The organism is Candidatus Hinthialibacter antarcticus, assembly GCA_030765645.1.
Taxonomy (GTDB): Bacteria; Hinthialibacterota; Hinthialibacteria; order Hinthialibacterales; family Hinthialibacteraceae; genus Hinthialibacter; species Hinthialibacter antarcticus.
Genome location: JAVCCE010000063.1, coordinates 137,713 through 153,005, shown reverse-complemented (window position 1 = coordinate 153,005; position 15,293 = coordinate 137,713). Strand labels below are relative to the sequence as shown.

The 15,293-nt window shown below is 48.4% G+C and carries 14 protein-coding genes; 12 read left to right on the top strand and 2 right to left on the bottom strand.

The genetic code is table 11. The annotated features are described in order from the left end of the window. The first annotated feature begins 10 nt into the window (after window positions 1-10). The 9 genes from P9L94_15715 to P9L94_15675 all read left to right on the top strand — a co-directional run bounded on the left by P9L94_15715 (window position 11) and on the right by P9L94_15675 (window position 7,920). Window positions 11-319 (top strand): hypothetical protein, encoded by a 309-nt coding sequence (locus tag P9L94_15715; protein ID MDP8245532.1) that lies wholly within the window; start codon window positions 11-13, stop codon window positions 317-319. Next, window positions 316-639, top strand: coding sequence for a flagellar hook-basal body complex protein FliE (gene fliE, locus P9L94_15710; protein MDP8245531.1), 324 nt, complete (start codon window positions 316-318; stop codon window positions 637-639). The genes P9L94_15715 and fliE overlap by 4 nt, the downstream gene beginning before the upstream one ends. 234 nt (window positions 640-873) lie before the next feature. Continuing rightward, on the top strand, window positions 874-1,515 hold the full coding sequence (locus tag P9L94_15705) for a hypothetical protein (GenBank protein ID MDP8245530.1): 642 nt from the start codon (window positions 874-876) through the stop codon (window positions 1,513-1,515). Next, window positions 1,512-1,778 carry a hypothetical protein gene (locus P9L94_15700; GenBank protein MDP8245529.1) on the top strand — a complete coding sequence of 89 codons (267 nt, stop codon included), beginning with the start codon at window positions 1,512-1,514 and terminating at the stop codon, window positions 1,776-1,778. The genes P9L94_15705 and P9L94_15700 overlap by 4 nt, the downstream gene beginning before the upstream one ends. Window positions 1,779-1,832: 54 nt before the next feature. Further along, complete coding sequence (fliF, locus tag P9L94_15695) at window positions 1,833-3,434, top strand: flagellar basal-body MS-ring/collar protein FliF (protein ID MDP8245528.1); 1,602 nt, start codon at window positions 1,833-1,835, stop codon at window positions 3,432-3,434. Between the two features lie 65 nt (window positions 3,435-3,499). Beyond that, window positions 3,500-4,516 carry a flagellar motor switch protein FliG gene (fliG, locus tag P9L94_15690; protein ID MDP8245527.1) on the top strand — a complete coding sequence of 339 codons (1,017 nt, stop codon included), beginning with the start codon at window positions 3,500-3,502 and terminating at the stop codon, window positions 4,514-4,516. Between the two features lie 73 nt (window positions 4,517-4,589). Then, on the top strand, window positions 4,590-5,315 hold the full coding sequence (locus P9L94_15685) for a FliH/SctL family protein (protein ID MDP8245526.1): 726 nt from the start codon (window positions 4,590-4,592) through the stop codon (window positions 5,313-5,315). Beyond that, window positions 5,312-6,709, top strand: a complete 1,398-nt coding sequence (locus tag P9L94_15680; GenBank protein ID MDP8245525.1) for a FliI/YscN family ATPase — start codon at window positions 5,312-5,314, stop codon at window positions 6,707-6,709. Before P9L94_15685 ends, P9L94_15680 begins: the two co-directional genes overlap by 4 nt. Continuing rightward, window positions 6,706-7,920 carry a flagellar export protein FliJ gene (locus tag P9L94_15675; protein MDP8245524.1) on the top strand — a complete coding sequence of 405 codons (1,215 nt, stop codon included), beginning with the start codon at window positions 6,706-6,708 and terminating at the stop codon, window positions 7,918-7,920. The genes P9L94_15680 and P9L94_15675 overlap by 4 nt, the downstream gene beginning before the upstream one ends. Window positions 7,921-8,078: 158 nt before the next feature. Here the strand turns inward: P9L94_15675 and katG are convergent, their stop codons facing one another. Continuing rightward, a complete protein-coding gene (gene katG, locus P9L94_15670; protein ID MDP8245523.1) occupies window positions 8,079-10,313 on the bottom strand; it encodes a catalase/peroxidase HPI in 2,235 nt (744 codons plus the stop codon). Between the two features lie 185 nt (window positions 10,314-10,498). Continuing rightward, window positions 10,499-11,608, bottom strand: a complete 1,110-nt coding sequence (locus P9L94_15665) for a hydrogen peroxide-inducible genes activator (GenBank protein ID MDP8245522.1) — start codon at window positions 11,606-11,608, stop codon at window positions 10,499-10,501. A gap of 83 nt (window positions 11,609-11,691) precedes the next feature. On the opposite strand from P9L94_15665, the gene P9L94_15660 reads away from it, so the two are divergent. From P9L94_15660 to P9L94_15650, 3 genes are all read left to right on the top strand, one after another. Beyond that, on the top strand, window positions 11,692-12,621 hold the full coding sequence (locus P9L94_15660) for a PmoA family protein (protein MDP8245521.1): 930 nt from the start codon (window positions 11,692-11,694) through the stop codon (window positions 12,619-12,621). A 287-nt stretch (window positions 12,622-12,908) separates the two neighbouring features. Further along, window positions 12,909-14,198: a Gfo/Idh/MocA family oxidoreductase gene (locus tag P9L94_15655; GenBank protein ID MDP8245520.1), complete on the top strand. Its 1,290-nt coding sequence runs from the start codon at window positions 12,909-12,911 to the stop codon at window positions 14,196-14,198. A gap of 246 nt (window positions 14,199-14,444) precedes the next feature. Next, a complete protein-coding gene (locus tag P9L94_15650; GenBank protein MDP8245519.1) occupies window positions 14,445-15,293 on the top strand; it encodes a response regulator in 849 nt (282 codons plus the stop codon).

Here is a 15,293-nt window from a genome sequence, read left to right as displayed (position 1 = left end):
GGACAGAACCATGAATGATTCACCGTTACGCATACCGCCTCAAATCACGGGCATCGAACCGGCCGCTGCGCCGAAGCCCGCTACGCCCAAACCGCAAGAAGGCGTGTTTGAAGGCAAACTGATTGAAGCGATGGGCAAAGTCAGCCAGGACGTTGAAAAAATCGAATCGTCCGCGCCAGCCAACCTCGACGACGTTCAATCGGCGATGGACGCGGCCAAGGACGCCTTTAGTGGAACGATGCACATGCATCAAATGATGCAGTCGCTCATACAAAACGACGCCGCAAATGCTGACGGCGAAGGGAAAACGAACGGGTGAGCAGCCCCTACGACCAGATGCCGGTTGGGCCGATTGGCCCAACGCCCCGCACCGAAGGGATGAACGGCGTATCCGGCCCGGTTGCGCCAAAGGCGCCAGGCGGATCGTTTGTTGACTTATTGGCGAACTCGGTCAATGAAGTGAATAACATGCAGCACGGCGCTGCAGATAAAATACAAAAGTTAGTGACGGGCGAAATCAGCAACGTACATGAAGTGATGATTTCAGTTGAAGAAGCCGGGGTCGCGTTTAATTTGTTAATGCAAATTCGCAAGCAGTTAATGCAAGCATGGAGCGAATTAAAACGGACGCCAGTTTAGCATTGAATCAAATGACGTTTCGCGGAACAATATAAGCGATTCGGTTTTACTTTTTATTTTTGATCGCGCAATGGCGCGGTTATTCGGGTTTGAGGGACACACCTTGCTTCGCATCCAGCCAGAACGGCGGGACGCGGCGTCTTTGTTATACCCTCATTCCCTATTCAAAATTTAGAAATGATTCGCCCTCGATGCGTCTATGAGCCTGTCGCGGCGATCATGAAGGAGTGAGGGATGAGTTTGGCGTCGATACGCACCCTGAAAACAGGGATATGGTTGATCCCCACCGCCACATGGTTGATTCTTTGCGCGGCATTGTATCCAACGACGGGATTGCTTCAGCCGTTGTTGTTTACGCCTGACGCCTCACACGCGCAGAAAATCCGCAGTTTTCTCGAAGAACAAAACATCCCTTACCTGGTTAAAGGCACCTATAACATTTTGGTCGGCTCAAAAGTTCGCGAGCGTACGGCGGGAGAGCTGGCCCAACGCGGGCTCTTGGGGTTCAACAAAGGCGCCCGCCTGTTTAGCGTCCTAGACGCCGATCCTGAAACGTCGCTATCTCAAGCCATCGAAAATTCATCGGCAAAAATTGATCGCGCCCTGGTTGCGCTTGCGCCCAATACAAATGCACTCGCTTATTACGGAGACGCCCACGCCTATATTCGTCTTGTCACCCACGCGCCGCTTCAACAACGCGAGATCGAAGAACTCCATCAACTGGTGTCTACGCTGGCGCCAACGCTTGCTGAAAACCAGATCACCATCCGCAGCGTTGCCCGTCAATCGTTGGCCCACGCGAATGAATTAGAAACTCTCGACATGGTCAGTATGGCGAATTTGACGAATGACCATAATGTTGGAGAACCACAATGAAACCATCAAGCGAAACCATCAAACACCGTCGTCAATTTTTTGGAATCCTTGCGGTTTGTTTGTTGCTGATCGGCATCAATTCTCTTGCGTATTCATTGATGCAAGAAACGCAAGTAGTCATTAGCGAAAAGTCATATACCGAAGAGACAATTCACATTGGAACCTCATCCCCTCCCGGTATCAGTTCCAATGTGCAAGACGAGGGCGCCGGGATCGAGTCGAAACAGACAATGACCACGACGACAACGGTTAAAGAGAATTAACGAGGGCGAAGGCAGTTGCTGCGCTAACGCGCAAAGAAAAACAGGAGAGCCGTCATGCAGGATTTCATCCAGCAGCTTCAAGACCAGCTGACCCGGCTATGGGAACAAATCAGCCTGCAACAAAAAATTCTATTTGTTGCGATTCCCGTCTTGTTATTGGCGACCATGGGCGTAGCGGTGTATTACGTCAGCCAACCGCAATATGTTCAATTGCTCCAAACCAGCGATGTAGGCCAACTGGCTGAAATCAAAACCTACTTAGACGCAAATGACATTAAATACAGCATTAGCGCCGACGGCAAAAGCATCATGGTGGATGAGAAAATTAAAAACATCACCGCCATTGATCTCGCCGGACAAGGACTGATTGGCTTCGACGCCGGCCCGGGATTTGAACTCTTCGACAAAGTGCAACTCGGCATGACCGACCGCATGTTTGACGCGCAATACCGCCGCGTCTTACAAAACACTCTCTCGGAAGTCATCACCGAAGGCGCCCGGATTGATTCCGCCCGGGTTGCGATCAACCCCGGACGCACCGCGCTATTCAAGAGCGACAAGGTCGCACCCAGCGCGTCAGTCAAAGTGATTGCCAAGCGCGACCTCGATTCATCAGAAGTAAAAGGCATCCAAAACCTGGTCGCCGCTTCGGTGACAGGACTGCAAGCAGGACAGGTCATCGTCACCGATAAAAACAACCGCACGTTAAGCGAAGACAACAACATTGAACCCGGCGTTAAAGAAGCCAGCCGCCAACTTCAAGTTAAAGTTTCGGTTGAAAATTTTGTTCGTCAAAAGCTTGAACAGCGCCTCGAAAAAATCGTTGGCCCTGACAATTATGACATCTCCGTCAGCGCATTTTTAGATTGGGAAAAGCAAAGCACCGAAGAAGTTGTGATCGACCCCGAGACGCAAGCAGCCATCAGTGAAAAAACCTATAATGAAGAATCAAAAACGAAGGGCATTTCCGGCCCCCCCGGCGTTGCCGCCAATGTACAAGATGAAGGCATCGGAGCGGAAGCGGAAGAAACGGGCACAACCATTGAAGAAGCAATTACAAATTACAATTATGCCTGGTCAAAAATACTCAAAGCAAAATCTCAGGGCGCTATCAAAGATTTATATGTCTCCATTTCCATTGATTACACCGAAGATGAAGACGGCAATTTAATACAGCGCGACCCCACAACCATCGCACAATGGACCGAGACGCTGCGCGTAGCAGCGGGGCTTGACGCAATGCCCCTGCCCGGCGAGCCGATTACTTTTGTCCTGGATGAATCGCCGTTCGACCGCTCGTTGGAACAAATGCAAGCGCGCGAAGAATTCTGGCAGATGTTAGGCAACGTGTTCCGTACGCTGCTGCCGTTGATTCTATTGTTAGCAGTGGGTTATCTGGCCTATCTGTTCTTCCAACGCGCCTTTGCCCCGGCGGTAATCGAAGATGAAGAGATCCAAGAAGAAGTGCCCATCGAGCCGGTTACCGAAACGCGCGAGCTCAGCCTACAGCAATTGGGCCTGGCGGAATTCGGCGATGTTGCGAACCTGCCGGCGGAAGAACAACGGCGGATCAAGATGCAGGAGCACGTCATCAACTACGCAGCGGAAAAGCCGGAAGAAGTCGCGGCGATTATCAAAGCCTGGTTGAACAGTTAATGGTTGCGGCGTTGATGCGCCGCGATTTGGCATTTGTTAAATCTTAGGGTAAAGGGAGCAGGACCGTGCCTCCAAGAGAACCGGGAACGCTAACAGGACGAAAGAAAGCCGCGATACTCATGCTGTCGCTGGGGCCGGAAATCGCCGCCGACGTCTATCGGAGTCTGGCTGACTCCGACATCGAGCAAATTACGTTAGAGATCGCCAACCTGATGAACGTCACCGGCGAACATAAATCGCAGGTGATCGAGGAGTTCTATCACACCGCGATGGCGAAGCAGTATATGAGCCACGGCGGCGTGAATACCGCAAAAGAAATCCTCGAAAAAGCGCTGGGACCAGGCAAGACAATGGAAATACTGGAGCGCTTGCAAGGCGTGATTGCCGGGCGCCCGTTTGATTTTCTCAAGCATGTCAATGCAGCGGAACTCATCAATTTCGTACGCAATGAACACCCGCAAACCATTGCGCTGATTCTCGCCCACTTGACCAACGATCAAGCAGCGCTGATTTTGTCTGAACTCCCCCCTGACACGCAACAAGAAGTCGCGATCCGCATCGCGAGCATGGAACACACCAGCCCCGAAATCATTACAGACGTTGAGCGCATCCTGGAAAAGAAACTATCGAACATCCTGTCCAGCGACTTCCGCGAAGCGGGCGGCGTCGACGCCCTGGCGGAAATGCTCAATCAAGTCGACCCGACCTCTGGAAAGAAAATTTTGGAATCCATCCAAGAACAAGACGTCGAATTGGCGGCGGAAGTCAAAAAGCGCATGTTCACATTCGACGATTTGATTATGCTCGACGACCGTTCCATGCAGCGCGTCTTGAGTTCTATCGACATGAAAGAACTGGCCGCCGCGCTCAAGGGCGCTGGCGATGACGTCAGAAAACAAGTGTTTAGCAACTTATCAGCGCGAGCGGCGGGCATCCTACAAGAAGACATTGACCTGATGGGGCCGGTGCGCGTACAGCAGGTTGAAGAATCGCAACAACGAATTGTCAGCATCCTGCGCAGCCTGGAAGAAAATGGTGAGATTATCATCCATCGCCCCGGACAAGATGAAATGGTCAATTAATACCGCCCCGCAATGATGTATGAATGCGAGTACAATTGAGTGAAGAGCGCCCAAACATGGAAGCAGCCCGAACATGAGCCGAATCATTAAAGCGCCTAATATTCAATTTGAGCGCGATTACAACATTGTTGAGCGCGACAAAGTGATGCGCCATGCGGAAGACGAGGCGGCGGAATTGATTGACGCCGTGCGCGTCGAATCGGAACGGGTTCGCGAAGAAGCGCATGAAGAAGCCGAAGCGCTACGTAACGCCGCTCAACAAGAACTTGAAGAAATGAAAGCGCAGTTGGAAGAAGAAAACGCCGCTGTTCGTGAACAAGCCAAAGAACAAGGCCATCAAGAAGGCCTCAACCAAGGGTTGCAAGAATCAAAGCAGCAAATCGCCGGTTTGGTGCAACAACTCAAAGCCATGACGGTAGAAGGCCAGGCCATACTAGAGGGGATGTTTCGCGATCAGGAACCGGAAATTCGCAGCATCATTTGCGACGCGATGTCGCGTATTTTGCAATTAAAACTCGAAGAAGACGACCAGATCGCGGTCCGCATTACCCAGGAGTGTATTCAACAAACCGCAGACCGCAAATCCATCCGCATCCTCCTCCACGAAGATGATAAAGCCGCCGTCGAAGAATGGGCGCCTGAATTCATGAAAGAATTTGACGACCTTGAAAAAATTGACATCGCGGTTGACCCACGCGTCGACAAAGGCGGCGTGATGATTGACTCTCCATCCGGCGGCATTGACGGCCGTATCGAGACCCAACTTGACATCTTAACTGATACGATTGAAAACGAATGACCTTAACACCTCACGCTATCGACTGGGACACAATGCGTTGGTTGATCGCCAATGCGCATACGATCCGTCAACGGGGTTACGTTGACGAACTGGTTGGCGTTGTCATTTTATCGCGCGGTCCCGGCGGCGCAGTTGGCGATTTGGTCTATATTGCCCCGCCGAACAGCGACCCCGTCCCGGCGGAAATCGTCGGCTTTCGCAGCGGGCGCGTTATTCTGATGGCGTTCGGCGACATCACCGGAATTCGCCCCGGTTGTGAAGTTCTTTCGACCGGCGGCCCCGCCAAAGTCAAATGCAGCGAGCACCTGCTGGGACGCCTGCTCGACGGCCTGGGCAATCCCAATGACGGCAAAGGGCCGATCTCTACCATGACGCTTCGTTCGATCTATAGCCGTCCGCCGAACGCAATCACCCGCCAACGCATCCAAAAGCCGCTTGCAACCGGCGTGAAAGTGATTGACTCGATGTTAACGTGGGGGCGCGGACAGCGCCTGGGCGTGTTTGCAGGCAGCGGCGTCGGCAAGAGTACGCTGATGGGCATGATTGCGCGCTCAACGGAAGCGGAAGTAAACGTAATCGCTCTCATCGGTGAGCGCGGACGCGAAGTGCGCGAGTTCATCGAAAAAGATTTAGGCGAAGAAGGCATGGCGCGCAGCGTTCTTGTCGTCGCCACTAGCGATAACCCGCCGCTGACCCGCGTCAAAGGCGCACTCACCGCAATGACCATCGCCGAGTATTTTCGCGACCAGGGTAAGGACGTTTTATTTATGATGGACTCGGTCACGCGTATGGCGATGGCGCAGCGCGAAGTCGGTCTCGCCGCAGGCGAGCCGCCCACCACGCGTGGATATACGCCGTCCGTATTTGCGCTGCTGCCCGCATTTATGGAACGCGCCGGAACTAGCGAAGGCGTCGGCAGCATCACCGCTCTCTTCACGGTCTTGGTGGAGGGCGACGATATGAACGAACCCATCGCCGATGCCACGCGAGGCATCCTCGACGGCCACATCGTCTTGTCGCGCCAACTCGCGCACCACAACCATTATCCGTCGGTTGATGTATTGCAGAGCATCAGCCGCGTCATGGTTGATATCACCCCCCATGAACAAGTCGCAGCTGCGCGCCGCTTAAACCAACTACTGGCGGTCTACCGCGACTCTGAAGACTTAATCAACATCGGCGCGTATCAAAAAGGCAGCAATCCCGAAATTGATCTTGCCATCGACATGAAGCCGACGATTGACGCCTTTCTCCAACAAGGCATTCAAGAATCATTTGACTACAATGAAGTTGTCGGTCAAATGATGGATATCGCGGGGATGTGCGGGCCGCGCACTGCGAAACCGGAAAATGCGCCTCAGACGAAGACGCAGAAACAGGGCGGCGTAAAATGAAAAATTTTCACTTTCGACTTGACCCCGTCATGCGGTTGAAGCGGTATCAGATCGAAGAAAAAGAACAAGAGATTCAACGCCTTGAAGATCAAGTGCTAGACTTATTACAAGCGATTGAAGACGGGCGAGCAAGCGTCCAAGCGTTTCGTCAGCGCTTGCTTGAACAATCTAGCGACAGTGAATACACCCAAAAGCAAAAAACGCTCGACCAGTTCCGGGCGTATATCAATAAGGTCGAACAAGAAAAACAAGCGCAAATTGAACGCCTGCGCACTGAACAAAATGAACGCAGACAAGAACTAATCGGTCTCTATCAAGAAGAAAAAATTCTCGAAAAATTGCGCGAGAAAAAACACACCGATTGGCAAGCGGAAACCATACGTGAGGAGGACAAGGCAATGGATGAAATCGGTGCGCAGCGATTTAACCGACGAGATTACGAACATGGCGGCATCCTGTTGTATTTATTGGTGCCGATCTTACTCATTGGCGCCGCAGCAGGCATCGGTTGGTACACCGGCGTGATCGACCAGGAAATGCTCCAAAAAATTCCCCTGCCCTTTTTCCAGGGTGGAGTGGCAAGCGCCACAGATGAAGTACAAGCCGCAACCAGCACCGCAGTCGCCGACGCTTATACAGTGGAAGACTTGCTCGGCGATATTGATAAACCCATGCCGGATTTACTCGACAATATAATTGACGTTAGAGAGCAACAACGCCGAAAAGAAGAAGATCTTGCGCGACGTGAAGACGAAATCAAGAAAAAAGAAGCCTCGCTGTTAGCGCTGCAAAATTCGCTTTCAGGCTATGTTGACTCGGCGTCAGAACAATTGGAAACCCTTCAAGATTTACGACGCAAGCGCGAAGAAGAAGAAAAAAGCGAGCTGAGTGAACTCGAACAAAAAATGTCTGCCGCGCTCGCAAAAGCCAAGCCTAAAGAAATATCAAATCTAATCATCTCGCTTTATCAAGCAAATAATGTCGTCGATGAAGACGAAAAACGTGAACAACAACTGCGGGCCGTTCGCTTGATTCGGAGCATGCCCGACAAATCGCTGAGCACATTGTTCGCCCAATTTCAAAAAGACAATCCGCTAGTCGCTTCTCAAATGATGGACGATTATCTCAGTTTAACGACAGAAGAATTATACGGCATTGAGCCGTCTCCGACGGAAATTCCGTCAGCGACTAGCGCCGCGCAATCTAACTGAGATGACTCGCTGTTATACAAACAGACCGCTCTAGCAATCGCTATTTCAGATACGTTCTAATATGTGAATAAAAGATGCGGGATGGTTTCTCTTTACTCGCGCCATCCAGTGCGTCGGGCTCTCATCGCGAGAGCCCGACGGTAAGGGATAGGCGATCTTTAGGAATCCAGATCGAAGCGGTCGTTTTGCATGACCTTGACCCAGGCGCCGACGAAGTCACGCACAAACTTTTCTTTCGAACCGTTATATGCGTAGACTTCTGCGACTGTTCGCAATTCAGAATTCGAACCAAAGATCAGATCAACAGAAGACGCCGTCCACTTCAGTTTGCCCGTCTTACGGTCATAGCCTTCATACGCCCCTTCGTTTTTCTCTGATTTTTTCCAATCCGTGGACATATCAAGCAGGTTCACAAAGAAGTCATTGCTCAACACGCCGGGTTTGTCGGTTAACACGCCGTTTTTGGATGCTCCGGCGTTTGCATTCAGCGCACGCATTCCGCCAACCAGAAAGGTCATTTCAGGAACGGTCAAGTTTAACAAACTCGCCTTGTCGACCAACATTTCGGTCAGCGGCATGTAGCATTCTTTCGAGTAGTAGTTGCGGAACCCGTCCGCCTTTGGTTCGAGCAAATCGAATGATTCAACATCCGTCTGGTCCTGGGTTGCATCAGCGCGGCCCGCAGCAAACGGGACCTCAACTTTAACGCCCGCATCACTCGCCGCCTTTTCGACAGCCGCTGCTCCACCCAAGACGATTAAATCAGCAAGTGAAACTTTTGCATCATTCGAACGCGAGCTATTAAAACTCTTTTGAATCTTTTCGAACTGTTTGAGTACTTTGTTGAGTTCCTTCGGATCGTTGACTTCCCATTTGTTTTGCGGTTTAAGGCTAATTCGCGCCCCATTCGCGCCGCCGCGCATATCGCTTCCGCGATAAGTAGCGGCCGACGCCCAGGCCGTACGTACGAGTTCCGAAACGGTCAGCCCGGATTTAAGAATCTCAGATTTCAGTTTTTTGACATCGTTTTCATCAATCAACTTATGATCGACTTTAGGAAGTGGGTCTTGCCAAATCATTGAAACTTTAGGCGCATCCGATCCGAGATAGCGCGCGCTCGGCCCCATGTCGCGGTGGGTGAGTTTGAACCAGGCGCGTGCAAATGCATCTTGAAATTCTTCTGGATTATCCAGGAAGCGTTTTGCGATTTTTCTATATTTGGGGTCCTCTTTAAGAGCAAGGTCTGTGGTAAACATCATAGGCGCGTGGAACTTGCCCTTTATATGAGCATCAGGAACTAGATTTTTCGCAGAATCATCGGACGGAATCCATACCGTTCCTCCCGCTGGAGTTTTGGTTTGTTTCCAATCAAAACGGAACAAGAAGTCAAGAAACATGTGCGACCACTGAACAGGAGAGGCTGTCCATGCGCCTTCGAGACCGCTTGTGGTCGTATCTTCGGCATTGCCTTTGCCGGCAGTGCTCATCCAACCTAATCCCTGCTCTTCAATCGGCGCGGCAGCGGGTTCGGGGCCAACATTCTCAGCCGGCGCATGTGCTCCGTGCGCTTTTCCAAATGTGTGTCCGCCCGCAATGAGGGCGACGGTTTCTTCGTCATTCATCGCCATGCGGCCAAATGACTCACGTATCGCGTTGGCTGACGAAATTGGATCCAGGTTTCCATTCGGGCCCTCTGGATTGACATAGATCAAGCCCATCTGTACCGCTGCAAGAGGGCCTTCCAGTTTGCCTTTGTCGTCGCGGCGCGTTTCGGTTTTATCAAGCATCTTGGTTTCCGGGCCCCAATTGACCATTTCAGGCTCCCAGTCATCCACGCGCCCGCCTGCAAAACCAAGAGTTTTAAAGCCCATGTTTTCCATCGCAACGTTTCCCGCCAAAACCATCAAATCGCCCCATGATATTTTTTGACCGTATTTCTGTTTGATCGGCCAAAGCAAGCGACGCGCTTTGTCGAGGTTTGCATTGTCAGGCCAGCTGTTGAGTGGATCAAAGCGTTGTTGACCACCATCAGAGCCTCCGCGTCCATCAACCGTGCGGTAGGTGCCTGCGCTGTGCCATGCCATACGAATGAACAGCGGTCCATAGTTGCCATAGTCAGCGGGCCACCAGTCTTGTGAAGTGGTCAACAATTTATCAATGTCTTTCTTTAAGGCTTCAAGATCAAGTTTCTTAAATTCTTCGGCATAGTTAAATGAATCTCCGAATGGATTCGACTCTGGACTTTGTGCGCGAAGCGGCGAAAGGTCTAACTGTTCAGGCCACCAGAAGCGGTTTGATTTTGTTTCTCCCATATCTGCTGCGTTGACTATTGATGCGGGAATCAACATAGACAACGCCAACAGCCCTGCCATAAAAAATTTACTTGTCTTCATCGTTTCTTTCCTCCTAGATATTCATTGCTTTTATATAAGAACTATTCTTAATACCTATTTAAACTATCACAGACAAAACCAATTGGAAATAGTATTTTCCTATGTTTCAATAGTGAAATACTATTGGTTGCAGCAAAGGGGGAGCGGTTTGAGGTAAGCCTTTGTAGGAATTGGCTTTAAGAGAATTAGATATCGATGATCTCAAAGGATTTTTTCTTTTTGGAAGATATCTCCTTAGGCAATCCATGCAAGATTTCCTGCTCTAACGCATCAATAATTTCTTGCTTCAGAAAAGAACGACTATAGACAAGGCTCACTTCCCGAGTGGGAATATGGCGATGAAATGGTTTTAATAAAGTCTCCTTTTCCCTGTCTTGAAGTTGTAAAGTTGCCAAGTGTGGAAGCACAGTACATCCACGTCCCTTTCGGATCAGATTAACCAACGCTTCGAGGTTCCCGCTTGCAAAATTGATGTTATGTAATACCTGGCATTTATTTTTATTCGAACATAGCCTTAGAACCTGCTCTCGAAAACAATGGCCTTCTTCCAATAACCAAATCGATTCTGTGTCTAAGTCTTTTTCTGTCACTTGTTTCTTTTTTGACAATTCATGATTCTGTGAGACAAACAGATAAAACGGCTCATAAAACAAGACTCTCTCAATAAGATGATCATCATTAAGAGGCGTCGCCATTAGTCCGGCGTCAAGCCTATCATCATGTAAAGCGCGAATGATATCTTGTGTTTTATATTCATTGATTGTGAGTTGAACTTTGGGGTATTTCTTTGAAAATTGCTCAATGAAAAGCGGAAGTACATAAGACGCTAGGGTTGGAATGATACCAAGTTGAAAGTCTCCAGAAATTTCGTCCTGATTTTGATTGACTTCAAGAAGTTTTTTGTATTCAGTCACGATCCTTTTGGATTGTTCAATGACTTTTTTCCCTTTTTCTGTTACTAATATAGGTTTTTTTGATCGGTCGAAAATGGTAACTTCAAGTTCATCTTCTACTTTTTGAATTTGAGCGGAAAGAGAAGGTTGGCTCACACAGCAGTCTTCCGCCGCTCTGCCAAAATGCTTGGTCTGGTTCACAGCCAATATGTACTGCAATTGAGTAATTGTCGGCATAAGAATCACCTGCGCCTCATATTTAACAACACTGACTGCCTTCCCGAGCAGCCTTGGTGCAGCCGAATTCATCATAGCAAAGAGGGCCAGTGCGTTTGAGGGTTCAAAGTGAGGAAAGACTCTATCATCAACAACAATTTTGAACGAATCCGATAAACCTTGCACATTCTGATTGTATTTATACCAATAATATGGGAACATTAATATGCAAAGGCATTATGTTTAGTTCAATATACAGGGAAAAAACGATGACATCATTTAAGATCACAATCCGATTAAAAAGTCTATTACTAGTTTGGGTGGTGTTTATTGCATGTCCTTCTATGCTTTATGCAAAAGACAACTTGAAAGTCAGCATACAACAGGACACCCTCCATGTGGATGCACCCGAGCATCCGCTACTGGTATATAAATTTTCAAATACGCCGTTCAAACCATACGTACAAAAATTGTTCACTCCAACGGGAAAGAACATTCTGCGGGATGCGCCTCATGACCATCTACATCATCACGCCCTGATGTTTGCTGTGAGCCTGAATGGTATTTCTTTTTGGGAAGAAAGCGAAAATGCCGGTAAACAAGAACATCAATCATTTCAACAATTGGAGAATAAGCAAAGTTCACGTTCTGTATTTCGGGAATCTCTTGTATGGAAAAATCCAGCCAACGAAATCCTAGCCAATGAATTTCGGACCATTCAAGTTGAGATTTTGCCCAAACAGCAAGCAACTTTGCTAACGTGGGAGACGTCACTTGTTCCGGGCAAGGGTGCAATCAGTGTCGGCGGCTCGCATTATTATGGTTTGGGAATGCGCTTTATAGAATCAATGGACAAGATAGGGGCATTTACCAATTCTGAAAATGCGGATGGAGATATCTTTCGGGGTGAAGAACGTTTAACCAACGCCAACTGGTGCGCCTATTCTGTAATTGGTGAGTTTCCGGCTACCGTATGTATGATGAACGATCCCCAAAACAAACGTCCGGCGACCTGGTTTACTATGCCTACCCCCTTCTCATATCTTTCGGCAACTTTGCGATACCATGAAAAACCATTTGAGATTACGAAAGACTCTCCATTGAATTTGCGGTATGCGGTAGCGGTATGGGACGGAATCAAAACGAACAAACAAATTGAAATGTCATACCAAGAGTGGATTCAACGCAATATAAAATAGTGAAAATCAGTTTCAAATTTAATCGAATTTCACTCAATTATTATGGTTCTTCCGTATATTAGACACTATTTTATAAATTCAATTTTGAATTCGGTGCACCAGGCATGGCGGTAGATTAAAGCAAGTACGCTTTAGTCGGAAAAACCCTTATTATAGTGCTCTGTTCTTTTTCATTTTTTAAAACGATGAGGAAGGAGACCATACAGAAACATCCAAATGGCTCTACATCCACAAGCAAATTTTAAAATACGCATTTTAATTTTTCCAACAAATGCAGGGGGGATCCAATGTTGAAAACAAATTCACTCACAGAGAAACCGAAACAGAATCGACGCAGTTTTATAAAGCGTACGGGCCTTTTTACTACGGCTGCTACTTCCTTCACAGCATTATCCGCCTCACGAATTATGGGGGCGAATGATCGTCTTGGGTATGGATTGATTGGCTCGGGAGGACGCGGCCACTCCCATCTACAAGCAGTCGCAAAATTACAGGATGATTCGAATGTAGATATCATTGCTGTATGCGACGCCTATCGACCGCGGATGACCATCGCGGCTGAACGTTTCGATGTAAAAAAACAATTTATGGATCATCGCGACTTATTGAGCGATCCTGATATTGATGTAGTCAGTATCGCGACTCCCGACCATATTCACGGTTATCAGGCCATTGATGCAATCAATGCGAAAAAAGACGTCTATTGTGAAAAACCCGTGACTCACTGGCGGCAGTTTAATTTAACCAAACAACTGGCTAAAACGGTTGAACAATCCAGCCAGGTAATACAGTTGGGGACTCAAGGCATGGCTGACGGCGCATGGGCCCTGATGAAACAACTAGTTCAAGACGGTCAAATCGGCCAACCGATTCACGCCGAATGCGGCTATTTTCGCGTGGGTGATTGGGGTGAACGCGGCATGCCGATTGATGACCCCAACGCCAAACCGGGCGGAGATTTAAATTGGGGCGCTTTTTTAGGCGACTCTCCCAAACGAGATTTTGATGTCAGCCGATATTTTCGCTGGCGCATGTATGAAGACTATGCAGGGGGGCCGGTAACCGATTTATACCCCCATTCGCTTACTCCTGTACTCAGTATTTTGGGAGTCACGATGCCTGATGCGGTCGTTGCAACCGGTGGTAAGTTCCGTTACCAGGAACGCGAGATTCCTGATACGTTTAATATGCTCATTGATTACCCCGAGCAACTTACGGTTGTTGTTATGGGAACCCAGGGCAACAATTACCCCGGCGCCAGTGCGCGGGGCGCAGGAAACCGCGTTCCTATAATTCGCGGCTGGGAAGGAACATTGACAATTCGGAATGATGACGTCGTCTTTACCCATGCAGAAGAATCATCGAAGAAAGATCAAACCTTTCCCATCGAATATGGCGAAGATTTCATTCGCTTCTGGGGTGATTTTTTCCACTGTATTCGCAAACGAGATAAGAATACGCTTAGCCCGATGGATTTAGGGTTTCACGTTCAGACTGCGTTACAGATGGGCATGCTAGCTTTTCGCCATGAAAAGACCATTAAGTTCGATCAAAAAAAAGAAGAAATCGTTTTGTAAGCGATAACGGAATTCAAAAATAGCACGCTTCATATTGCCCTTTTCAAGCATAATGTGAAGCGTGCTATTCCAACCGCACATGTTTATAGCGCGTCATAATTACTTCGAATATCAATAAAAGCGGTAAACATGATTTGTTAAACCACAATTCGCTCAATACGTTCCCCGAAGCATTTTGTCAAATCGTATCATCATGTATAATTCAGCAATATATATTGATCTGTCAGTTATAAAGAAATGAGCGATATGCCGATCACATCGCTAGAACCATATTCCATTCTTATTGTTGAAGATGTCCGAACAACTCGCATCAAACTACTTGGGATTCTTAAGAGTTTTGGATGCGAGACTATTATGCACGCGGACAATGGACACGAAGCGATATCCATGCTTCAAAGCACTGCCACAATGGTGGATGCGATCATTGCCGACTTCAACATGCCGATCATGAACGGTTTAACGATGGCAAAACTGATTCGGACAGGCCATGAAAAAATTAGACGCGACCTGCCCATATTGATGCTGACAGGACACGGCGACCGAAATCTATTCGGCCTTGCTTTGGCGCTGGATGTCAACGCATTTTTGTTGAAGCCTGCGGGAAGAGATAATTTATTTGAACGGTTGGCCCGCATATTACAGTTTCGTGAGAACTGGGTTAAGCCGGTTGAATCATACAAATACATTGATGTGACGACTGCAGTACAGGGGTTATTACGTAAACCGACGATCGTGTCAGAATCCACCACAAATCATCATGACACGATCTCCAAAGCGGTTGAAAATCATCGTGCGAAACAAGACATCAAGATAAGAGCGAAAAAATTATTGATAGAAGAGAAAAACAGACAGGAAGATGCATTAATTGATGCTGCGCCTCCTACTAGCAAAACACCGAAACTGACTAAACCCAAAAAGTGTTATGATCTCGATCACGTTAAGCCAAACTCGATTATAGCCGAAGATATTGTCGGCTATAAAAACAAAAAGTTACTCGCCAGCGGAGTTAAATTAACGAAAGGGATGATTAATAGCCTCAAAGATCTTCGGACAATCGGTGAACCGGTAGGCCAAATTTGGATAGAAGTCGAATAA